The following is a 20,516-nucleotide window of genomic DNA, read 5'->3' as shown; positions in this document are numbered from 1 at the left end:
TTGTCCCAGACCTCGGCCTTACGCTCAACCGCTTGACAGCGCATTTTGCGGTGGACGCCAGCACATGAAGCGGCGACAGGAGGCCATGGCCGATCCCCGGATCATCGACGTGACCCTCGACGAGCGCACCATCTTGTGGCGCAGCGCCGATATCGAGCAGGAACGCCGCATCGCCATCTTCGACCTGCTCGAGGCGAATCACTTTGCGCCCGCCCGCACGCCCCCCGACCATTATGCCGGGCCGTACCGCATCGCGCTGTCGGTGCCCGAGGGGCGGCTGGCGATCGACATCACGCGCGAGGACGGCAGCCTGATCGAGACGCTGGTGCTGGGCATGGCCCGCCTGCGCCGCCCGATCCGCGATTATTTCGCGATCTGCGACAGCTACTATAAAGCGATCCGACAGGCGACCCCGCACGAGATCGAGACGATCGACATGGCGAGGCGGGGCATCCACAACGAGGCGGCCGAGGCATTGCGCGAACGATTGGACGGTAAGGTCGAGATCGATTTCGACACCGCCCGCCGCCTCTTCACCCTGATCTGCGTGCTGCATATCAAGGCGTGATGCGGTTCAGGTTGATTCTCGTCGCGCTGGCGGTGCTGGCGCTCGTCGCGCTGTTCGCGTGGCAATGGTCGTTCGGCTGGACGCCCGAGCCTGCCCGGTTTCCGGTGCAGGGCCTGACCGTTTCGGCCATTGACGGCTCGGTCGACTGGCCGACCGTCCGCGCGCGCGGCGCCGACTTCGCCTATGTCACCGCGTCGCAGGGGACGCAGCGCGATGCCGCGTTCGAAACGAACTGGAACGGCGCGCATGTCGCCGGTCTGCGTCACGGCGCGCTCCACGCCTTTTCGCTGTGCGAGCCGACCGCCGATCAGGTCACGACCTATCTGACCACCGTGCCGCGCGAGGCGGACGCCCTGCCCGCTACCCTCTCGCTCGATTTCTCACCGGACTGCACCGCCCGCCCGACCCGCGCGCAGGTCATGACCGCGATCCGCGGGTTCCTGGGGCCGGCGGAATATCATGACGGGCGACCGATGATGCTGCGTATCTCGCCGGCGTTCGAGGATGCATATCGGGTCAGCGCCGCGATCGTCCGTCCGCTGTGGGGTACGCGGCGCTTCTTCGAACCCGATTATCTGGCGCGGCCGTGGCGGATGTGGCAGGCGAACCCGGCGCGGCGCATCGACGGCGTCGAGCGTCCCGTCGCGTGGAGTGTAGCCGCCCAATGACCGATCCCGCCGCCCTGATCGACGCCGCCCGCGCCGCCGCCGCCCACGCCCATGCGCCCTATTCGCGCTTTGCGGTCGGAGCGGCGTTGCTGCTGACCGACGGATCGATCGTCACCGGCACGAACTTCGAAAACGCCAGCTACGGCCTGTCGCTCTGCGCCGAGACCGTCGCCACCGCGACCGCCAGCGGGGCCGGCAAGCTCGATCAGATCGTTGCGGTCGGCATCGTCGGCGGGCGGATGGGCGAGCGCGACACCGATCCGATCCGCCCCTGTGGCCGCTGTCGGCAGGTGCTGAACGAAGCGGCGCAGATGGGCGGGCGCGATCTGGACGTCTATTGCTCTGGACTAGGGGGCGGCGAGGTCGAAGCCCACAAGCTATCCGCTCTGTTGCCGCACGCATTCGGTCCGGGCGACCTGGGAATTGGGGGAAAAGCATGACCATCCTGTCGGACCACTGGATTCGCGAACAGGCGCTGGCGACGGGGATGATCGAACCCTTCGTCGAATCGCAGCGGCGCGAGGGGTGCATCAGCTACGGCCTGTCATCCTATGGCTATGACGCGCGCGTGTCGGACGAATTCAAGATTTTCACCAACGTCGACTCCGCCGTGGTCGACCCGAAAGACTTTGCGCAGAACAGCTTCGTCGATCGCAAGACCGATGTCTGCATCATCCCGCCCAACAGCTTCGCGCTCGCCCGCACCGTCGAATATTTCCGCGTGCCCCGCGACGTGCTGGTCATCTGCCTCGGCAAATCGACCTATGCGCGCTGCGGGATCATCGTGAACGTGACCCCGCTGGAACCCGAATGGGAAGGCCATGTCACGCTGGAATTTTCCAACACCACGCCGCTCCCCGCCAAGATCTACGCCAATGAAGGCGCCTGCCAGTTTCTGTTCCTGAAGGGCGACCAGCCCTGCGGCACCAGCTATGCCGACCGCGCCGGCAAATATATGGGTCAGCGCGGGGTGACGCTGCCCCGGCTCTGACCGCTCAGGGACTGCCCTCGCCGCCATGGGCGCCGACGGCGGTACCGGTCGAGAAACTCGCCTCGCTCGACGCGAGCGTCACGAACAGCGGGGCGAGTTCGGCAGGCTGGCCGGCGCGGCCGAGCGGGGTGTCCTGCCCAAATTCGCCCATCTGCCCCGGCAATTGCCCGCCCGCGACCTGTAGCGGGGTCCAGATCGGCCCTGGCGCGATCATGTTGACGCGGATGCCGCGTTTGGCGAGCTGCTTCGCCAACCCCTTCGTAAAAATCAGGATCGCGCCCTTGGTCGATGCGTAGTCGAGCAGTTCGACGCCGGGATCGTAGCTGTTGACCGACCCGACGTTCAGGATCACCGACCCCGGTGCCATGTCGCGGGCAACTTCCTTCGCGATCCGGAAATAGGCGAAGATGTTCGTTTCGAACGTACGCACCATTTGTTCGTCACTGATCTGGAAGATATCTTCCTTCGATTGCTGATAGGCGGCGTTGTTGACCAGCAGGTCGACGCCGCCCAACCCTCTCTTCCCCGCAGCGACGATCGCCTCGCACCCGGCTAGCGTGCGCAGGTCGCGCGGGATCGCCACGGCTTTGCGCCCCGCCTGCCGGATCAGCGCGACGACCTCGCGTGCGTCGCTTTCCTCATCGGGATGATAGTTGATCGCCACATCGGCGCCCTCGCGGGCAAAGGCGATCGCCGCCGCGCGCCCGATCCCCGAATCGCCACCGGTGACCAGCGCCTTGCGCCCCACCAGCCGGCCCGATCCGCGATAGCTTGCCTCGCCGCAATCGGGCTTCGGCGTCATCTTGCTCTGCAGGCCGGGCCAGGGCTGGCGCTGTTCGGGAAAAGGCGTGCGGGTATAGCGGTTGCGCGGATCGACCAGCGGTGGCGCGGGCGTCGCCGGCGCGCCCTGTTCCGCCATCGCGCCGCTAGCAAGGCTGCCCAGCCCGACGCCTGCCGCCGCGCCCAATACCGCCCGGCGTGAAGTGCTGTGATCCACGGCGCGTCTCCTGATGATTGACGCGGCCAACGTCCCGGATCCCGCTTTGGTTCAGTGGCTTTTCAACAACCTAGGCGGAGCGATTTGCTCTGGACGTTCCCACGGATGCCGCCCGCCGCGCCGGACCGTCGTCACCCGTCCGCTCGCCAGCGCGATCGCGACCCCGCCGGTTCGGGCGAGCGTCGCCCGATCGAGCTTCAACCAGCGCGGCGTACAGGCGGCGGGCAGGCGGCGGTCACTCACCACGATATCGGCCATGCGACAGGCGGCGACCAGTTCGCCCCATGGCACAGCGTAGCCGCTGCGCGTCGCGACGATCGTCCAGCGCCGCCCGCCCGCCTGCCGCCCGGCGATGCACAGGTCGGCGCTGCACTTCACGCCCGGCTGTTCGGACAGCGGCGACAATTCGCCCTCGACCCCGCCCCCCTCGCCGATCGTCGATCGGACATAGTCGCCCGCCCGGTCGCGCAGGATCGCCATGCCGCCATCGGGCGTCGCCAATGCCATATGCCGCCCGTCTCCCGTCACCAGCAGGTCGGGCGCGGGCGTCGCCAATGCCCAGACCGCACCGATCGCCAGCGGCGCCATGCCCCAACGCCGCATCGCCGTCCGCCACAGCGCGATCCACAGCCCGCCGCCAACCATCAGCGCAAACGCCCCGTCGGGCATCGCCGGCAGCGCCGCGACCGATCCCGGCGCGGCAGCGACGGTCCGCGCGATCCACAGCAACAGCGCCAGCGACCGCTCGACCGCCCACCATGCCGGCGCCCCCAGCCCGACGAGGTCGAGCGCCAATGCCAATGCCTCGAGCGGCATGGTGACGAAGGTCGTCAGCGGGATCGCGACGATATTGGCCAGCGCCCCGTACAGCCCGGCCTCGTGGAAATGATACAGGCCGATCGGCAGCAACGCCGCCTCGACCACCAGCCCGGTCAGCAGCAGCGACGCCAGCGCGCGCCCGAACCGCCGCCACTGGGCCTCGTCGCGCTTCAGGAACCAGCGCTGCACCCGCGGCTGTTCGTGCAGCGCGACGATCGCGGTGACCGCGGCGAAACTCAACTGGAAGCTCGGCCCCTCGAGCGACTCCGGCAACACCAACAGGACGAGCAACGCGCCGGTCGCGATCATCCGCAACGTGATCGCCTCGCGCCCGATCGACAGCGCCGCCAGCACCAGCAGGGCGGCGATGCACGACCGCACCGTCGGAACGTCCGCCCCCGACAGCCACGTATAGGCGACCGCCGCGATCGCCCCCGCCCCCGCCGCCACGACCGGCAGCCGCATCCGGAGCGCGAGCGGCGGAAACAGCGCCAGCAGTTTGAGCACCAGCGTCATCGTCCCGACGACCACCGCCGTCACGTGCAGTCCGCTGATGGACAGCAGGTGCGCGAGGCCCGATCGCCGCATCGCCTCGGCATCAGCCTCGGCAATGGCACCGCGGTCGCCGGTCACGAACGCGGCGGCGATCCCGCCCGCGCTGCCATCGACCCGCGCGACGATATGGCGGGTCAGCGTCGACCGCAGACCGGCATTGCCCGGATCGCCCGGCGCGACGAGGCGGATCGGCGCGAAGCCGCGCCCGGTCGCGCCGATCCCCTGAAACCACGCGGTCCGGGCAAAGTCATAAGCGCCGGGCAATGCCGCGGAGGGCGGCGGCATCAGCCGGGCACGCAGCGCCAGGCGTGCACCGAGCGCCACCCCGCTCGGCAGATCGCGCTCGGCGACATTCACCCGCATCACCGGCGGCAAACTGGCCACGCCGTGCGGCCGCAGCGTCAACCGCACCAGTTCGCGCGCCGGCAGCGGCTCGACCCGCTCGACCCGCGCTTCGAACGCCGCCACCACCGGCCGCGCCAGCACCGGGCCCGCGACCCGCTCCGCCCGCCACCAGATCAGCGCGCAACCGAGCATCACCAGCAGCCCCGCGACCGTGATCGCCCGTCCCGTCCGCGTGCCCCATGGCAGCACCAGCCCGGCCAGCGCCACCGCCAGCCCGGCGAACAGCACCGCACCCCATGCCGCCGGCCCCGGCAGCACGAACCAAGCGGCGATGCCCAGCCCCAGCGCGACCGGCATCCACAGCGGCAACTGCCCCCGCTCCGCCTCCGCCACCCGTTCCAGCGCGGCAAGGAACCGCACCCCGATACCGGCGGTTTGAAGCGGCAGGGGTGCCATGCTAGGGGCGTTCGCGGCTGAGCTGGCCATATCTGTTCCACTCGATTTCTGGGAGCATCCGCGCTTGGGCGCAACCACTTCCGCGACGCCTGTCGTCACCCGTTTCGCACCGTCACCGACCGGATTCCTCCACATCGGCGGTGCCCGCACCGCGCTGTTCAACTGGCTCTATGCCCGCCGCCATGGCGGTCGTTTCCTGCTGCGGATCGAGGATACCGATCGTGCGCGTTCGACCCAGCCGGCGATCGACGCGATCCTCGATGGCATGCGCTGGCTCGGCCTCGACTGGGACGGCGACGCCGTGTTCCAGTTTGCCCGCGCCGATCGCCATGCTGCAGTCGCGCACCAGCTGCTTGCTGCCGGCCACGCCTATCGCTGCTATGCGACGCCCGACGAACTGACCGCGCTGCGCGAGGAACAGCGCGCCGCCGGCAAGCCGATCCGCTATGACGGCCGCTGGCGCGATCGCTCGCCCGAGGAGGCTCCCGAAGGCGCCCCGTTCGTCGTGCGATTGAAGGCGCCGAAGGAAGGGTCGGTAACGATCCCCGATCAGGTGCAGGGCGAGGTGACCGTCGCCAATGCCGAGCTCGACGATTTCGTGCTGCTTCGTTCGGACGGTACGCCGACCTATATGCTCGCGGTCGTCGTCGACGATCACGACATGGGCGTGACCCACGTCATCCGCGGCGATGACCATTTGAACAACGCCTTCCGCCAGCTCGCGCTGATCCGCGCGATGGACGCGGTCGAGGGCGGCTGGCCCGACCCGGTCTATGCCCATGTCCCGCTGATTCACGGCGCCGACGGAGCCAAGCTGTCGAAGCGGCACGGTGCCTTGGGCGTCGAGGCCTATCGCGACGAGCTGGGCGTCCTGCCCGAAGCGCTCAACAACTATCTACTGCGGCTCGGCTGGGGCCATGGCGACGAGGAGATCATCAGCCGCGAGCGCGCGACCGAAGTCTTCGACCTGTCCGGCGTCGGGCGTTCGCCGTCTCGTTTCGATACGAAGAAGCTGCTGAACCTGAACGGTCATTATATCCGCGAGGCCGACGATGCGCGCCTGACCGCACTGGTCGCCGAACGGCTGCCGGACGGCATCGACCGCGATCTGCTGCAGCGCGCCATGCCGGTGCTGAAGGTTCGCGCCGCCGATATCAACGAACTCGCCGCCAACGCCGCCTTCTTCTTCAAGTCGCGTCCGCTGGCGATGGACGACGGCGCCACCGCGCTGCTCACGCCCGAGGCGCGTACGATCCTGTCGCAGTTGCACGCCAAGCTTGACGCAATTGCAGCATGGGATACGGAGACGATCGAAGCTGCGGTACGCGAAGTGGCGGAGGCAGCGGGGTTGAAGCTGGGTGCCGCCGCGCAGCCGCTTCGCGCCGCGCTGACGGGTTCGCGCACCTCACCGGGGATTTTCGACGTGCTCGCCCTGCTGGGTCGCGACGAAAGCCTTGGCCGCATCGAAGATCAGATGGCCAAACCGGCCGCATAACCTAACAGGAGACGCCAGATGGCCGATAACGCTAAACTGCAGGTCGCGGGCAAGGACGTCGAATTTCCGGTTCGATCGGGCACGATCGGTCCGGACGTCATCGATATCCGCAAGCTCTATGCGCAGACCGGCGCCTTCACCTACGATCCGGGCTTCACCTCGACCGCCAGCTGCGATTCGGCTCTGACCTATATCGACGGCGACGAAGGCGTGCTGCTGCACCGCGGCTATCCGATCGGGCAGCTGGCCGAACATTCGTCGTTCATGGAAGTCGCCTATCTGCTGCTGAACGGCGAACTGCCGTCGGGTGAGGAACTGGGCAACTTCACGAACACCATCACCCGCCACACGATGCTGCACGAACAGCTCGCGACCTTCTATCGCGGCTTCCGTCGCGACGCGCACCCGATGGCGATCATGTGCGGCGTCGTCGGCGCGCTGTCGGCCTTCTATCACGATTCGACCGACATCACCGATCCGACCCAGCGCACGATCGCGTCGCACCGGTTGATCGCCAAGATGCCGACGATCGCCGCGATGGCCTACAAGTACAGCGTCGGGCAGCCGTTCCAGTATCCCGACAATTCGCTCAGCTACACCGGCAACTTCCTGAAGATGACCTTCGGCGTGCCGGCCGAGAAGTATGAAGTGAACCCGGTCGTCGAAAAGGCGCTGGACCGCATCTTCATCCTCCACGCCGACCACGAACAGAACGCCTCGACCTCGACCGTGCGCCTTGCCGGTTCGTCGGGCGCGAACCCGTTCGCCTGCATGGCCGCCGGCATCGCCTGCCTGTGGGGTCCGGCGCATGGCGGCGCGAACGAAGCCGCGCTCAACATGCTGCGCGAAATTGGCACGCCCGAGCGGATTCCGGAATATATCGCCCGCGCCAAGAACAAGGACGATCCGTTCCGCCTGATGGGCTTCGGCCACCGCGTCTACAAGAACTACGATCCGCGTGCGACCGTGATGCAGAAGACGGTGCGCGAAGTGTTCGAATCGCTCGGCGTCAACGATCCGGTCTTCGAAACCGCGCTGCGGCTCGAGGAACTGGCGCTGTCGGACGATTACTTCATCGAAAAGAAGCTGTTCCCGAACGTCGACTTCTATTCGGGCGTCATCCTGTCGGCGATCGGCTTCCCGACCACCATGTTCACCGCGCTGTTCGCACTTGCCCGCACCGTCGGCTGGGTCGCGCAGTGGAACGAGATGATTTCGGACCCCGAACAGAAGATCGGCCGTCCGCGTCAGCTCTACACCGGCCCTGCGCAGCGCGACTACGTGCCGGTGGGTCAGCGCTGAGATGCGCATCGTCCGGCGGGTGCTGACGATCGTCGGTGCGATCCTCGCGTTTGTCGGGCTGTTCTGGCTGGGTCAGGGGATGGGCATCATCCGCTGGCCCGCCAGTTCGTTCATGATCGACCAATATCTCTGGGTCGTGACCGGATCGGTAACCGCCGCACTCGGCCTGTTGCTGGTCCTGATCTCCCGGCGCCTGCCGCGACGCTAGGCCGCGCCGACTCGCCGGGCCAGCGCCCGTGCGATCGATCCGTCCCCGGACCAAAAAAGCTGGCGGCGCCCGTCCCGCCCAGCGGTTGCCGGCCGGCCGCAAAAATCGGCCAAGTCACGGACAGCATTGTAAATCATGCCGCAGCATAGGTACAGCCGTTACCACCCGGTTAACGCCGGAAAGCGCTTGAACCGGCCCGTACTTAAATCGATCTTAATCCCCGCCTGCCAGAGAAGACGACAGCTCTATTGGGGGGCGAGATCGAATGACTTCTGCATTTTGTGTACCTGCCGACTTGTCGATGGCCAATATTGGCGCCGTCGCCGATGAACTGCGCCTTCTTCCGCCCGACGGGGATATGGTCCTCGACGTCGCCGATCTGGCCGTCCCGGACCTCAGCGTCGTGCAACTGATCGAAAGCCTGCGCGCGCAGGCCAGGTCGCACGGTGGCTCGGTCCGCCTCGCCGCCCCCGCCAACGACACGCTCGCCGCCCTGCTGCGCCGTGCCGGCTTCGTGGACGCGATGCCGGCCGACGACCACGACTTCTGGTTTCACGGAGTACCCCTGCAATGACCGCTTCCATCCTCGCCGTCGACGATTCCGCCAGCCTGCGCATGGCGATCCGCATCGCGCTCACCGGTGCCGGCTATACCGTGACCGAAGCCGGTGACGGCGTCGAAGGGCTGTCGAAGGCGACCTCGACCAAGTTCGACATGATCGTCACCGACCTGAACATGCCGAACATGGACGGGCTGTCGATGATCCGCGAACTGCGCAAGCAGCCGGCGCAGGCGGGTGTCCCGATCATCTTCCTGACCACCGAATCCGATCCGGAGATGAAGAACCAGGCCAAGGCCGCCGGTGCGACCGGCTGGCTTGTCAAGCCGTTCGTCCCCGACCAGCTGGTCAAGGTCGCGCGCAAGGTGCTCGGTCGGTGATCGCCGACGATCCGATCGCCGCCTTCCGCGTGGAGGCGGGCGAGGTGCTCGATCAGGTGGAGCAGGCGCTGCTCGACCTCGGCCACCGCCTCGACGACGCCGACCTCGTCAACGCCGTCTTCCGCGGGCTGCACACGCTGAAGGGTTCGGGCGCGATGTTCGGATTCGATGCGCTCGCCGGCTTCACCCACCATTGCGAATCGGCGTTCGACCGCGTGCGCAAGGGTCAGGTGCCCGCCACCGCCGGTCTCGTCTCGGTCATCCTGTCCGCGCAGGACCATATGCGCGCGCTGGTCGAGGGTGACGCGCCTGCCGCCGATGGCGACGCGATCCTCGCCCGATTGCAGGCGGCGATCGACGAAGCTTCAGGGACCGCCCCCGCCGCTGCCAAGGCACCCGTCCGCACCGGCTGGCAGATCGCGTTCCGCCTGCCCGCCGATGCGATGGCCAACGGCACCAACCCGCTGATGCTGCTCGACGAACTGCGCGAGCTTGGCGAATGCACCGTCGTCGCACGGACCGACCGGGTCCCGCCGCTTGCCGATCTGGTCCCGACCGAATGCCATATCGGCTGGGACGTCACGCTCACCGGCGACATCAAGCGCGACGATATCGAGGATGTCTTCATCTTCGTGATGGACGACATGGAGTTGTCGATCGAACCGCTCGGACTCGATGACGCCGAAGCCGCCGAAAACATCCCGACTGTCGAAGCCCCGGCCGTCGAAGACAGCATCGTCGCCGCCCCTGTCGCTAGCGCCCCGCCCACCGACAGCCCCGCCGCCCGCTCGACCGCCAAGGCCGAGGAAAGCGTGCGCGTGCCCGCCGCGCGTCTCGACGCGCTGATGGACCGCGTCGGCGAACTGGTCATCGCCCAGAGCCGATTGTCGCAATGCGCCGACCGCGGGCAGGATCTGGTGCTGCGTTCGGTATCCGAAGAGATCGAGCGGCTGGCCGGCGAACTGCGCGACACGATGATGGTGCTGCGCATGGTACCGGTCGGCTCGCTCTTCTCCCGCTTCCGCCGGCTGATCCACGACCTGTCGCGCGACACCGGCAAGACGATCGAGTTCGAGACCGCCGGCGAAGCGACCGAAGTCGACAAGACCGTCATCGAACGCCTGTTCGATCCCATGGTCCACCTGATCCGCAACAGCTGCGACCATGGCCTCGAAACGCCCGAGGACCGTATCGCCGCCGGCAAGCCTGCCGCCGGTTCGGTCAAGCTCGCCGCGCATCAGGCTGGTGGTGAGGTCGTCATCACCATCCGCGACGACGGCCGCGGCATCAACCGCGCCCGCGTCCGTGCGAAGGCGGAGGCGAACGGGCTGATCCAGCCCGATCAGGTGCTGAGCGACCACGAGCTGCTGCAGATGATCTTCGCGCCGGGTTTCTCGACCGCCGCGACCGTCACCAACCTGTCGGGCCGCGGCGTCGGCATGGACGTGGTGAAGCGGACGATCGAGGGGTTGCGTGGGTCGATCGATGTTCAATCTACCGAGGGCGAGGGATCGCTGATCGCGCTGCGCATTCCGCTGACGCTGGCGATCATCGACGGCCTGCTCGTGCGCGTCGGTACTGGTCGCTATGTCATTCCGCTGACCGCGGTCGAGGAATGCATTGAGCTGTCGCTCGAGGACGACATGCGCCATCGCGGCCGCAGCCTCATCACGCTGCGCGAAAAGCTGGTGCCGTTCCTGCGCCTGCGCGAGATGTTCGCGACCGACACCCGCCCCGATCCGTTCCAGAAGATCGTGGTCGTCTCGACGCCGCAGGGCCGCGTCGGGCTGGTCGTCGATCAGATCATCGGCAACCACCAGACCGTCATCAAGCCGATGTCGGCGCTGCACCAGGGCGCCACCACCTTTGCCGGCGCGACGATCCTCGGCGATGGCGAGGTCGCGCTGATCCTCGACATCGCCCAGCTCATCGCGCTCGGCCAGCCGCGTGAGGAGACGCTGCGTGCAGCCGGATGAAACCCGCCAGGCGACCGGCCTGGTCCCATGGAACAGCGACGACCAGCTCGAAGTGCTGGTGTTCGATCTCGGCGGACAGAGTTTCGCGCTCGAAGCGGTGCTGGTGCGCGAAATTCTCGACACCATGCCCGAAACGCGGGTGCCCGGCGCACCCGCGCTGGTCGGTCACGTCATCAACTTTCGCGGGCGGATCATTCCGCTGGCCGACCTGCACCTCGCCTTCGGGATGCCGGTGTCGGCCGCGACCAAGGACAGCCGCATCGTCGTCATCGAACTCGACCTCGACGGCGAACCGACGATCATCGGGCTGCGCACGGACAAAGTGCACGAAGTCGCGACGTTCGCCGCAGCCACCAGCGAGGACGCACCCGTCGTCGGTCTGCGCTGGAAACGCGAACATGTCCGCTCGCTCGTCCGGCACGGCAATGACGACATCGTCGTCCTGCCCGATCTGGGCGCCATCTTCCAATCGATTACCCGCGGCGATGCCGTCGCGGCATCCATCCACTGATCCCGGGGGGGATTGAACCAATGCGTGCTACGATCAAAATGAAACTGGCGGCGACCTTCGGTGTGGTCATCGTCATGCTGCTGGCGGTGATCCTGATCGGCATCACCAAGATGGGCGCGATGAATTCCGGCATGATGCAGGTCATCGACGGCCCGGCCGCGCGCCAGGCCCGCTCGCTCGGCGTGCAGGTCGCCTTGAACGAGCTTCTGCGTCTGGAAAAGAACATGGCGCTGACCGACGACATGTCGCTGACCCGCGATTTCGACCAGCAGGCAACGACCAAGGTCGCCAAGACCGACGACCTCATCCGCACCGCCGTCGCGAACGCCAGCCCGGAAGCGCGGCAGGACTGGCAGAACGTCCTCGACAAATGGACCGAATATAAGCCGATCAACCGCAGGATCCGTGATCTCGGCCTGGCGAACAAGAATGCCGAGGCTGGTCGGATTTCGTTGACCCAGTCCCGCGCACTAATGAGCGACATGTCGAAGAGCCTCGACAGCATCGTCGGTCGCAACGCCGCCAGCATGGCAGCGGCAAAGGCGGAAACCGACGCCAGCTATCAGAACGCCCGGACGATCCTGATGATCGTCGCCGTTGCGGCGGTGCTCGTGGCGCTGGGTGGTGCGTTGTGGATCAGCATGATCGTATCGCGTGGTCTGAAGCGCGTCAGCGTCGCGCTAGACGCCGTTGCCATCGGCGATCTCGACAACGAAGTGACCGTCACCTCGAACGACGAGATCAAGGACCTGGTCGAAACCGTTAACCGGATGACGGTCGCGCTGCGCAAGTCGGCGGCGCTCGCCGACACCATCGCGCAGGGCGACCTGACCGTCGATCACACCCCGCTGTCGGACAAGGACAAGCTGGGCCATTCGCTGGTCTCGATGGTCGAGCGCTTGCGCGGTGTCGTCGGCGATGCGAGCGGTGCCGCCGACAATGTCGCGGCGGGCAGCCAGCAACTCTCGGCCTCGTCGGAACAGGTGAGCCAAGGCGCGACCGAACAGGCCGCCGCCGCCGAGGAAGCCTCCGCTTCGATGGAGCAGATGGCCGCCAACATCAAACAGAATGCCGACAATGCCGCCCAGACCGAAAAGATCGCCCGCCAGTCGTCGAAAGACGCCGAGGCAAGCGGCGTGGCGGTCGAACGTGCGGTCGGCGCGATGCGCACCATCGCCGAAAAGATCGGCATCGTGCAGGAAATCGCGCGCCAGACCGACCTGCTGGCGCTGAACGCGGCGGTCGAGGCGGCACGTGCCGGCGAACATGGTCGCGGCTTTGCGGTCGTGGCGTCCGAAGTCCGCAAGCTGGCCGAACGCAGCCAGACGGCGGCGGCGGAGATCAGCGCAGTGTCGGGCGACACGGTGCAGGCAGCGGCGCAGGCCGGCGAGATGCTGACCAAGCTGGTGCCCGACATCCGTCGTACCGCCGAACTGGTGTCGGAAATCAGCGCCGCGTGCCGCGAACAGGATATCGGCGCGTCGCAGATCAACCAAGCGCTGCAACAGCTCGATCAGGTGACGCAGCAGAACGCCTCGGCCTCCGAACAGATCACCTCGACTTCCGAGGAACTGGCCGGACAGGCGGAGGAGTTGCAGTCGAGCATCGCCTTCTTCCGAGTCGATACCGGGTCGGTCGCTACGGCCAAGCGTCCCGCCGCGCGCAAGCCGAAGGCGAAGGCCGCACCGGCGCCCAAGGCCAAGCCGAATTCGGTCGCCGACCAGCAGGCCCGTGCCCGTGGCTTCGCGCTCGACCTGATGCAGGGCGGGCCGGACGGCGACGACGCCGCCTTCGGACGCGCAGCATGACCGGCGCGGCACCGGTACAGGTCGTCACCTTCGGCCTGGGGAACGAGGTGTTCGCGGTCCCGGTGACCATGGTCCGCGAAATCCTCGACTACACGCCCGCCTTCCGCGTGCCCGGCGGACCGGCATGGATGCTCGGCCTGACCGACGTGCGGGGTCAGGGGGTGCCGATGGTTGATCTGCGGACCCGCCTGGGCCTGTCGCCGGTCGACCCGACGCTGGCGACGCGCGTGCTGATCGTTGACGTTGCCCTGCCCGACCGCACGCTCGCCCTGGGGCTGGTGGTCGACCGGGTGATCGCGGTCGCGACCTATGAGCGCGACCGGCTGGAATCGGCCCCCGATGTCGGGATGCGCTGGCGCTCCGACTATATCGAGGGTGTGGTGCGCGAGGCCGATGGCTTCGTCGTCATCATCGACGTGGCGCATGTCTTCGCCACCGACGAGGCGGCCGAAATCGCCGTGCTGGCGCACGCCGCCTGATCCGTCGGATCGCCGCCGCCGCGGCGATCCGGCCATCCCTATCCGAAAGTCCGCGCCGTGTCCGCTGCCCTTGCCCCCGCGTCACCGACCACCGATCGGCTGAGCCCGCACAAGTTCGCGAAGCTTGCCGCGCTGATCTACGACCAGACCGGCATCAAGATGCCGCGGACCAAGGCGACGATGCTTGAGGGCCGGTTGCAGCGGCGGTTGCGCGACACCGGCATGGCGACGCTCGACCAATATTGCGATCACCTGTTCGACGGGCGCGCGGCAGAGGGCGAACTGGTCCACCTCATCAACGCGGTGACCACCAACAAGACCGATTTCTTCCGCGAACCCGGCCATTTCGACTATCTGGCCCAGACCGCCCTGCCGACGATCGCCGCGACCGGGCAGCGCCGCATCCGCGCTTGGAGCGCGGCCTGCTCGACCGGTGCCGAACCCTATACGATGGCGATGGTCCTCGACCAGTTCGCGCAAGGCGGCGGTCCCGATTATGGCATTCTCGCCACCGATATCGACACTGCGGTGCTGGAGACCGCCCGGCGCGGCATCTACCCGGCCGAACTGGTCGAACCGGTGCCGGCGGTGCTCCGGCAGCGCTATGTCGCCACGCCGCTCGACCGCAAGTCACGCGACGTCCGTATCGTGCCGGCACTGCGCTCGGCGATCGGGTTCGCGCGGCTGAACCTGATGGACACCAGCTATCCGGTCGGTGATCCGATGGACATCATCTTCTGCCGCAACGTGCTGATATATTTCGACAAGGAAACGCAGGAAAAGGTGGTGCGCCGGCTGTGCGACTGCCTGCGCCCCGGCGGCTACCTCTTCCTTGGCCATTCGGAATCGATCGCCGGCATGAACCTGCCGGTCTCGACCGTTTCCTACACCGTTTTCATGAAGGACTAAGCATGGGCAAGATCCGCGTCCTCGTGATCGACGACAGCGCCAGCGTGCGCCAGGCGATGACCGCGATACTGAACGAAGACCCCGAAATCGAGGTGATCGCCGCTGCCGCCGATCCCTTCGCCGCGGCGCGCTACATCCAGGAAGAAATTCCCGACGTCATCACCCTCGACGTCGAAATGCCCCGCATGGACGGCGTCACCTTCCTGCGCAAACTGATGAGCCAGAAGCCGATTCCGGTGGTGATGTGTTCGTCGCTGGTCGAGGAAGGGTCGGAAACGCTGCTCCAGGCGCTGGAGGCGGGCGCGGTCGACGTGATCCTGAAACCGCGCATGGGCGTCGCCGATCACCTGAATGAGTCCAAGATGCGCATCCGCGATACGGTAAAGGGCGCCGCCCGCGCCCGGCTCCGCGCGCGCACCACCACGAGTCGGATCAGCTCGCCCGCGCAGAAGCTGACCGCCGACGCGGTCCTGCCGCCGCCCACCGGCCGCGCGATGAGCCGCACGACCGAGATGGTCGTGTGCATCGGCGCATCGACCGGCGGGACCGAGGCGCTCCGCGAAGTGCTGGAAGCACTGCCCGCCAACTCGCCGGGCATCGTCATCGTCCAGCACATGCCCGAAAGCTTCACCCGCGCCTTTGCCAAGCGGCTGAACGGCCTGTGCCAAGTCGATGTGAAGGAGGCGGAGGACGGCGACACGGTGATGCGCGGCCATGTGCTGATCGCCCCCGGCGGATTGCGCCACACGCTGCTCGAACGACAGGGTGCGCGCTATGTCGTGGCGGTGCGCGAAGGGCCGCTAGTGTCGCGCCATCGCCCCTCGGTCGACGTGCTGTTCCGTTCGGCCGCGCGCAATGCCGGGTCGAACGCGGTCGGTATCATCATGACCGGCATGGGCGACGACGGCGCGCGCGGGCTGCTGGAAATGAAGCAGGCCGGCGCCCGCACCTTCGCCCAGGACGAAGCGAGTTCGATCGTGTTCGGCATGCCCAAGGAAGCGATCGCCCGCGGCGCCGCGGACAAGGTCGTGCCGCTGCAGAACATCGCTCGCGAACTGCTGCTGGCGACGGCGCGATGACCGCCGCCGTCCCCGCCCCATCCCTTCTCGCCTAGGACCCTTCGCATGCAGCAATTCCGGATCGATTCGGCACAGGGCCAGGCGATCGACGCCACCAATCTCAAGCGCACGCTGGCGCTGATGGCGGCCAGCATGGACGCGCGCTTCGTGCGGGCCGGCACCACACTCGCCACCGCGATCGACACGATCGAGCGCATCATCACCTCGATCGAGGGGGTGACCAGTTCGCTCGACGAAAGCGTCGCCGGCATCGCCGTCACCAGCCTGAAAGAGGTCGCCGCACAGCTCGACGCGCTGCCGGTGGTACAGGCCGAACGCGAGGCGGACATGGCCCGGATCGGCACCGCCTCGCGCGTGCTCCGCGACCATGTCATGGACATGCGACAGGCGCTGCGCGTGCTCCACATCTACGGCATGAACATCAAGATCGCCGCCTCGGGCGAGGCCGCCTTTGTCGGTTTCGTCAACGACATGGGACAGCGGCTGGCGGCCGGCGAGGAACATCTCGAGGGATTTCTTGCCAAGCTGAAGGAATTGTCGACCAGTGTCGGCAGCGTGCAACAGGCCGGGCGACTGCTCGCAGCCGAGGCGAAGAAGATTTTGCCCGCCGTGCCGCAGCGGCTGACTCGCGATGCCGACGCGCTGCATGTCCATCTGGGCGACGTCGCGGCGATGGCCCGCGAGGTGTCCGAAATCGCCCGTACCGTGCAGGGCCGCGTCGCGACGATGCTCGGCGCGTTGCAGGTCGGCGACAGCACCCGCCAGCGGGTCGAGCATGTGGTCTCCGCGCTGCAACTCCTCGAAGGGCTGACCATCGACGAACCGACGCGGGCCGAGGTGACCGGCGTCGTCCATCATCTGCTGGCGGCACAGCTGGAGGCGAGCTCGGTCGATTTCGATCGCGACGCCGCCCGGCTGGTCGCATCGCTGAAGGCGTTGCAGCCCGACACCAACGCGCTGCTGACACTGGTCGAGGACGATGCCGGCCGCAACGGCCGCCCGTTCCTTGCCCAGATCGACGAGGCCGTCGGCGAGATCGCGGTCATCACCGGACAGTTGCAGGAGGCCGATCACCGCTCGGCGGCGATGCTAGGCCTGATTGCCGATACCGTCAGTGAACTGACCGGCCGTCTCGAACATCTCCAGCGCGTGCAGTTCAACGTACAGGACATCGCCACCAACACCCGCCTGCTGTGCCGCCGCCACGGCGATCTGGGCAAGGCGGTGTCGGTGGTCGCGGGCGAGGTCGATATCTACGCCCATTCGCTCGGCAACGCGATGCGCGGGATCGGCGCGCCGATCCGCGAACTGGCCGAGGTTAACGCGTCGCTCGCCGCCAAGCGCGGCGACACCCCCGGCGGCGACATGGGCGCGAAACTCGCCCAAGCGCTCGGCGTCATCCGCGAAGGCTGCCAGCGCACCGACATGGCCGTCCGCGAAGGCGGCGACGATGCCCGCCAGCTGATCGAACTGCTGACGATCACCGGCGACGAGATCGGCGCCGAGCTCGAACTGGGCGCGACCATGCGCCAGTCGGCGATCGTGCTGGCGGTCACCACCCTGCCGCAGGACCTGTCGGACGAGGCGATGACCGCGCTTGCCACCCTGCTGCCGCAGATCGGCACGCTCTACACGATGGCGCAGGAACGCGACATTCACGCCGCCAACGTGCCGCCCCGCTTCGTAGTGGCGAGCGCGGTCGTCGAAGAAGACGAAGACGACGACGGACTGTTCTGAAGCCTATGCGGCCCGCTCGGTACCCGGCGGGCCGCTATCCCCGCCGCGCCGAAGCCGCTAGACGGGGCACGTGTCCACCCCCCTGCCCCCGACCCGATCGCAGCGCCTGAAGGCCGCGACCACCGACCTGCACGACCGGCTCGACGCGCGGATCATGGCGCTCGACCCGTTCGTCGCACCCGATCGGTATGTCCGCTTCCTGCGGGTGCAGCAGGCGTTTCATACGGCGATCACGCCGCTCTATGCTGACACGGCGTTGCAGGCGCTGGTCCCCGATCTGGCCGAGCGCGATCGGTCGACCGCGATCGCCGCCGACCTGGCCGCCGTCGCGCTGCCACCGCCGGCGGTTTCCGACCCAGCCCCGGTCGCGACCGATGACATCCCCACCGCGCTCGGCTGGCTCTACGTCGCCGAAGGGTCCTCGCTGGGCGCGGCGTTCCTTATCAAGGCGGCACAGCGCATCGGTTTCGACGCCGATCATGGCGCCCGGCATCTGGCCGGTCATCCCGATGGCCGCGCCGCGCATTGGCGACGCTTCACTGCTGCGATCGACGAGGCAGCGATGACCGGTGCCGACGAAGCGCGGATGATCGACGCCGCCCGCTCGGCCTTCGCCCGCTTCCGTTCGCTAACCGAGGCGGCCTTCGCCTGACGCGACCGCCAGCGTCTCACGCACGCGGGCCAGCGCCATCTCGACCGGCTCGGCCTCGCCCATCAGCGCGAAGCTGCCGGTCAGGTCGAACATGCAATGGCCGTGCACTGTCGCCACCAGCGACCGGGCAAGGTGCGGCACGTCGGGCGCCTTGTCGGGCGGCAGCACCGCCGCAATCTCGTCGACCACGATCCGGGTCAGTTCCCCACGCTGCCGGTGATCCTCCTCGGGCAGTATAAAATCGCCCGGCAGATGATGGTCGTAGATCGCCAGCCACAGATTGCGGTTGGTGCGGGCAAAGGCGAAATAGCTCTCGACCAGACAGCGGATACGATCGCCGCTGCACGCCGCCAACACCGTCTCCAGCTCCTTTGCCCAAATACCGAAGGTCCGCGTGTTCAGCGCGGCGACGAACCGGTCATAGCTGCTAAAGACATTGTAGAGCGTGCCGATCGAATAGCCGATCCGCTTGGCGACCTCGCGCGCCGAGAATCGGGCGAAGCCGACCTCGGCCAGATGGCGATGGCCCTCGACCAGCAGCATGTGTTCGATTTCCGCGCGGCTGTGATCCGACCTGCGTCCCATGGCGGGCGTGATAGCATCGAACGCGGCTGATGCGACCGCGAAAACGGGGTCGGTTCAGGACCGCCCCGGCAGCACCAGCACGAACCGCGCCCCCTGCCCCGGCGCGCTGTCGACCAGGATCTCGCCACCCATCGCCCGCGCCAGCCGCCGCGCGATATACAGGCCCAGGCCACTGCCCCCCGCTTCGGTCGGGTCGACCCGGCCGAATTTGGTGAAGATGCGTTCCTGATCGCCCGCGGCGATGCCCTTGCCCTGATCGGCGACGATCACGCAGGCATTCTCGCCATCGCGCTCCAGCCGGATCCACACCGTGCCGCCCGACGGCGAATAGCGCACCGCGTTGCCGATCAAATTAACCATAATCTGCAGCACCCGGCGGAACTCGCCCCTGGCCGGCAGAGAGTCGTCGAACGACGGCCGGTCGATGCGGACATTGCCCTGCACCGCCCGCACCCCCAGCAATCCCGCCGCCCGCCGCGCGACATCGGCCAGGTCGAGATCCTCGAGAGCGACCTCGAAATCGGCACGCTCGATCGCCGACAGATCCTCCAGATCGTCGACCAACCCCATCAGATGCCGGCCCGCGCTGGCGATATCGGCGGCATAGGCGACATAATCGTCGCGCAGCGGCCCGTCGGCCTGTGCCGACATGCTGTCGGCATTGGCGATGATCCGGCCGAGCGGATGGCGAAGCGCCCGCCCGATCCGGCGGCTGAACCCGTCGGGCAGCTCGGTGCTCGGATCGGTCGTCCCGCCGGGTTCGGCGGCATAGGGCGGCGAAGGCAGCGGCGTGATCGCATGCGCCGCGCCGTCGAACCCGGCAAAGCGGCCATTCGCATCCAGCCGCGGCACCGCCGACAGCCGGACCCGGTGCGCCGTGCCGCGGATCATCGCCTCCTGCCCCTCGAACCGGTTCTGCGATGCGAGCGCGCCAAGGATCGGAAAGCCGCCCTCGCCATCGTCGCTCAGCGAAAATAGGCGGGTGATCGGCTGGCCCAGCACCGTTTGCGGATCGAAGCCGAAACTTTGTCCGGCATGGTCGGACACATGGGTCAGGTGCAGCGCCGCATCGGTCGTCCATACCCAGTCGGCATCGGCGCGCAGGAAATCGATCGCCCGGCGCGGCGCCCGCTCGGCCTCCCACGGCGCACCGGCCAACCAGCCATTCACCTCCAGCCGGATACCCAGTTCGTCTGGTTCGGCACGCACGGTCAGCGTGATGTCGTCCTCGCCATCCGCCGCCACGATCGCTCGCGTCAGCGGGATGCCGAGCCGCCGAACCAACCGCACCAGCGCCGCGATCTGCGGCACCGCGACCGGTTTGCCCGGCCCGCCCCCGGCACGGCGGTTCAGTTCGGCCAGACGCGGTTCGGCATCGAGCAACAGCCCGTCCGCCGACAGTCGCCCGATGGCGGGCGCCGCGCCGAACCGCATGTC

The 20,516-nt window shown here is 67.5% G+C and carries 21 protein-coding genes; 17 read left to right on the top strand and 4 right to left on the bottom strand.

From position 1 onward, the window contains the following. Positions 1-85: 85 nt before the first annotated feature. The 4 genes from ACTHQV_RS02690 to dcd are packed head-to-tail and all read left to right on the top strand — an operon-like array spanning position 86 to position 2,227. On the top strand, positions 86-568 hold the full coding sequence (locus ACTHQV_RS02690; protein WP_440488235.1) for a UPF0262 family protein: 483 nt from the start codon (positions 86-88) through the stop codon (positions 566-568). Next, positions 568-1,236: a GH25 family lysozyme gene (locus tag ACTHQV_RS02685; RefSeq protein WP_440488234.1), complete on the top strand. Its 669-nt coding sequence runs from the start codon at positions 568-570 to the stop codon at positions 1,234-1,236. The genes ACTHQV_RS02690 and ACTHQV_RS02685 overlap by 1 nt, the downstream gene beginning before the upstream one ends. Beyond that, positions 1,233-1,676 carry a cytidine deaminase gene (locus ACTHQV_RS02680; protein WP_440488233.1) on the top strand — a complete coding sequence of 148 codons (444 nt, stop codon included), beginning with the start codon at positions 1,233-1,235 and terminating at the stop codon, positions 1,674-1,676. The genes ACTHQV_RS02685 and ACTHQV_RS02680 overlap by 4 nt, the downstream gene beginning before the upstream one ends. Continuing rightward, positions 1,673-2,227 (top strand): dCTP deaminase, encoded by a 555-nt coding sequence (gene dcd / locus ACTHQV_RS02675; protein WP_056450640.1) that lies wholly within the window; start codon positions 1,673-1,675, stop codon positions 2,225-2,227. The genes ACTHQV_RS02680 and dcd overlap by 4 nt, the downstream gene beginning before the upstream one ends. 4 nt (positions 2,228-2,231) lie before the next feature. Here the strand turns inward: dcd and ACTHQV_RS02670 are convergent, their stop codons facing one another. Both ACTHQV_RS02670 and ACTHQV_RS02665 read right to left on the bottom strand, forming a co-directional pair. Beyond that, positions 2,232-3,224: an SDR family oxidoreductase gene (locus ACTHQV_RS02670; RefSeq protein ID WP_440488232.1), complete on the bottom strand. Its 993-nt coding sequence runs from the start codon at positions 3,222-3,224 to the stop codon at positions 2,232-2,234. Positions 3,225-3,275: 51 nt separating this feature from the next. Then, complete coding sequence (locus ACTHQV_RS02665) at positions 3,276-5,399, bottom strand: ComEC/Rec2 family competence protein (RefSeq protein ID WP_440488231.1); 2,124 nt, start codon at positions 5,397-5,399, stop codon at positions 3,276-3,278. Between the two features lie 64 nt (positions 5,400-5,463). Between ACTHQV_RS02665 and gltX the strand changes: the two genes are divergently transcribed. The 13 genes from gltX (at position 5,464) to ACTHQV_RS02600 (ending at position 18,494) form a co-directional block, all read left to right on the top strand. Continuing rightward, positions 5,464-6,894, top strand: coding sequence for a glutamate--tRNA ligase (gene gltX, locus ACTHQV_RS02660; protein ID WP_440488230.1), 1,431 nt, complete (start codon positions 5,464-5,466; stop codon positions 6,892-6,894). A gap of 18 nt (positions 6,895-6,912) precedes the next feature. Further along, a complete protein-coding gene (locus tag ACTHQV_RS02655) occupies positions 6,913-8,196 on the top strand; it encodes a citrate synthase (protein ID WP_440488229.1) in 1,284 nt (427 codons plus the stop codon). A gap of 1 nt (position 8,197) precedes the next feature. After that, complete coding sequence (locus ACTHQV_RS02650) at positions 8,198-8,404, top strand: hypothetical protein (protein ID WP_440488228.1); 207 nt, start codon at positions 8,198-8,200, stop codon at positions 8,402-8,404. 265 nt (positions 8,405-8,669) lie between these two features. Then, positions 8,670-8,978 carry an STAS domain-containing protein gene (locus ACTHQV_RS02645; protein ID WP_440488227.1) on the top strand — a complete coding sequence of 103 codons (309 nt, stop codon included), beginning with the start codon at positions 8,670-8,672 and terminating at the stop codon, positions 8,976-8,978. After that, positions 8,975-9,343 carry a response regulator gene (locus tag ACTHQV_RS02640; RefSeq protein ID WP_242417363.1) on the top strand — a complete coding sequence of 123 codons (369 nt, stop codon included), beginning with the start codon at positions 8,975-8,977 and terminating at the stop codon, positions 9,341-9,343. The genes ACTHQV_RS02645 and ACTHQV_RS02640 overlap by 4 nt, the downstream gene beginning before the upstream one ends. Continuing rightward, positions 9,340-11,319: a chemotaxis protein CheA gene (locus tag ACTHQV_RS02635; RefSeq protein WP_440488226.1), complete on the top strand. Its 1,980-nt coding sequence runs from the start codon at positions 9,340-9,342 to the stop codon at positions 11,317-11,319. Before ACTHQV_RS02640 ends, ACTHQV_RS02635 begins: the two co-directional genes overlap by 4 nt. Further along, entirely contained in the window at positions 11,306-11,830 is a 525-nt protein-coding gene (locus ACTHQV_RS02630; protein ID WP_440488225.1) for a chemotaxis protein CheW, read from the top strand. The genes ACTHQV_RS02635 and ACTHQV_RS02630 overlap by 14 nt, the downstream gene beginning before the upstream one ends. 20 nt (positions 11,831-11,850) lie before the next feature. Continuing rightward, the gene (locus ACTHQV_RS02625) at positions 11,851-13,638 is read left to right on the top strand and encodes a methyl-accepting chemotaxis protein (protein WP_440488224.1); all 1,788 of its coding nucleotides are present in this window, start codon (positions 11,851-11,853) and stop codon (positions 13,636-13,638) included. After that, positions 13,635-14,117, top strand: a complete 483-nt coding sequence (locus tag ACTHQV_RS02620) for a chemotaxis protein CheW (protein WP_440488223.1) — start codon at positions 13,635-13,637, stop codon at positions 14,115-14,117. The genes ACTHQV_RS02625 and ACTHQV_RS02620 overlap by 4 nt, the downstream gene beginning before the upstream one ends. A 57-nt stretch (positions 14,118-14,174) precedes the next feature. After that, positions 14,175-15,026 (top strand): CheR family methyltransferase, encoded by an 852-nt coding sequence (locus ACTHQV_RS02615; RefSeq protein ID WP_440488222.1) that lies wholly within the window; start codon positions 14,175-14,177, stop codon positions 15,024-15,026. Positions 15,027-15,028: 2 nt separating this feature from the next. Next, positions 15,029-16,105, top strand: a complete 1,077-nt coding sequence (locus tag ACTHQV_RS02610; protein WP_440488221.1) for a protein-glutamate methylesterase/protein-glutamine glutaminase — start codon at positions 15,029-15,031, stop codon at positions 16,103-16,105. A 45-nt stretch (positions 16,106-16,150) separates the two neighbouring features. Next, on the top strand, positions 16,151-17,842 hold the full coding sequence (locus ACTHQV_RS02605) for a hypothetical protein (protein WP_440488220.1): 1,692 nt from the start codon (positions 16,151-16,153) through the stop codon (positions 17,840-17,842). Positions 17,843-17,912: 70 nt separating this feature from the next. Then, the gene (locus ACTHQV_RS02600) at positions 17,913-18,494 is read left to right on the top strand and encodes a biliverdin-producing heme oxygenase (protein ID WP_440488219.1); all 582 of its coding nucleotides are present in this window, start codon (positions 17,913-17,915) and stop codon (positions 18,492-18,494) included. Here the strand turns inward: ACTHQV_RS02600 and ACTHQV_RS02595 are convergent. Both ACTHQV_RS02595 and ACTHQV_RS02590 read right to left on the bottom strand, forming a co-directional pair. Beyond that, entirely contained in the window at positions 18,471-19,079 is a 609-nt protein-coding gene (locus ACTHQV_RS02595) for a TetR/AcrR family transcriptional regulator (protein WP_440488218.1), read from the bottom strand. The genes ACTHQV_RS02600 and ACTHQV_RS02595 overlap by 24 nt on opposite strands. A gap of 54 nt (positions 19,080-19,133) precedes the next feature. After that, a complete protein-coding gene (locus ACTHQV_RS02590) occupies positions 19,134-20,513 on the bottom strand; it encodes an ATP-binding protein (RefSeq protein ID WP_440488307.1) in 1,380 nt (459 codons plus the stop codon). Positions 20,514-20,516: the final 3 nt, after the last annotated feature.

The sequence above is a fragment of the Sphingomonas sp. SAFR-052 genome (assembly GCF_051965015.1).
Classification (GTDB): Bacteria; Pseudomonadota; Alphaproteobacteria; order Sphingomonadales; family Sphingomonadaceae; genus Sphingomonas.
Note: the sequence above shows the minus strand (reverse complement) of the source record. Positions and strands in the feature narration are given on the sequence as shown.

Bases quoted from the DNA above. Each gene is read 5' to 3' on its own strand.
- ACTHQV_RS02665 (WP_440488231.1), bottom strand. From the start codon at position 5,399: ATGGCACCCCTGCCGCTTCAAACCGCCGGTATCGGGGTGCGGTTCCTT.
- ACTHQV_RS02650 (WP_440488228.1), top strand. From the start codon at position 8,198: ATGCGCATCGTCCGGCGGGTGCTGACGATCGTCGGTGCGATCCTCGCG.
- dcd (WP_056450640.1), top strand. From the start codon at position 1,673: ATGACCATCCTGTCGGACCACTGGATTCGCGAACAGGCGCTGGCGACG.
- ACTHQV_RS02605 (WP_440488220.1), top strand. From the start codon at position 16,151: ATGCAGCAATTCCGGATCGATTCGGCACAGGGCCAGGCGATCGACGCC.
- ACTHQV_RS02640 (WP_242417363.1), top strand. From the start codon at position 8,975: ATGACCGCTTCCATCCTCGCCGTCGACGATTCCGCCAGCCTGCGCATG.
- ACTHQV_RS02620 (WP_440488223.1), top strand. From the start codon at position 13,635: ATGACCGGCGCGGCACCGGTACAGGTCGTCACCTTCGGCCTGGGGAAC.
- ACTHQV_RS02590 (WP_440488307.1), bottom strand. From the start codon at position 20,513: ATGCGGTTCGGCGCGGCGCCCGCCATCGGGCGACTGTCGGCGGACGGG.
- ACTHQV_RS02680 (WP_440488233.1), top strand. From the start codon at position 1,233: ATGACCGATCCCGCCGCCCTGATCGACGCCGCCCGCGCCGCCGCCGCC.
- ACTHQV_RS02685 (WP_440488234.1), top strand. From the start codon at position 568: ATGCGGTTCAGGTTGATTCTCGTCGCGCTGGCGGTGCTGGCGCTCGTC.
- ACTHQV_RS02655 (WP_440488229.1), top strand. From the start codon at position 6,913: ATGGCCGATAACGCTAAACTGCAGGTCGCGGGCAAGGACGTCGAATTT.
- ACTHQV_RS02690 (WP_440488235.1), top strand. From the start codon at position 86: ATGGCCGATCCCCGGATCATCGACGTGACCCTCGACGAGCGCACCATC.
- ACTHQV_RS02625 (WP_440488224.1), top strand. From the start codon at position 11,851: ATGCGTGCTACGATCAAAATGAAACTGGCGGCGACCTTCGGTGTGGTC.
- ACTHQV_RS02610 (WP_440488221.1), top strand. From the start codon at position 15,029: ATGGGCAAGATCCGCGTCCTCGTGATCGACGACAGCGCCAGCGTGCGC.
- ACTHQV_RS02645 (WP_440488227.1), top strand. From the start codon at position 8,670: ATGACTTCTGCATTTTGTGTACCTGCCGACTTGTCGATGGCCAATATT.
- ACTHQV_RS02595 (WP_440488218.1), bottom strand. From the start codon at position 19,079: ATGGGACGCAGGTCGGATCACAGCCGCGCGGAAATCGAACACATGCTG.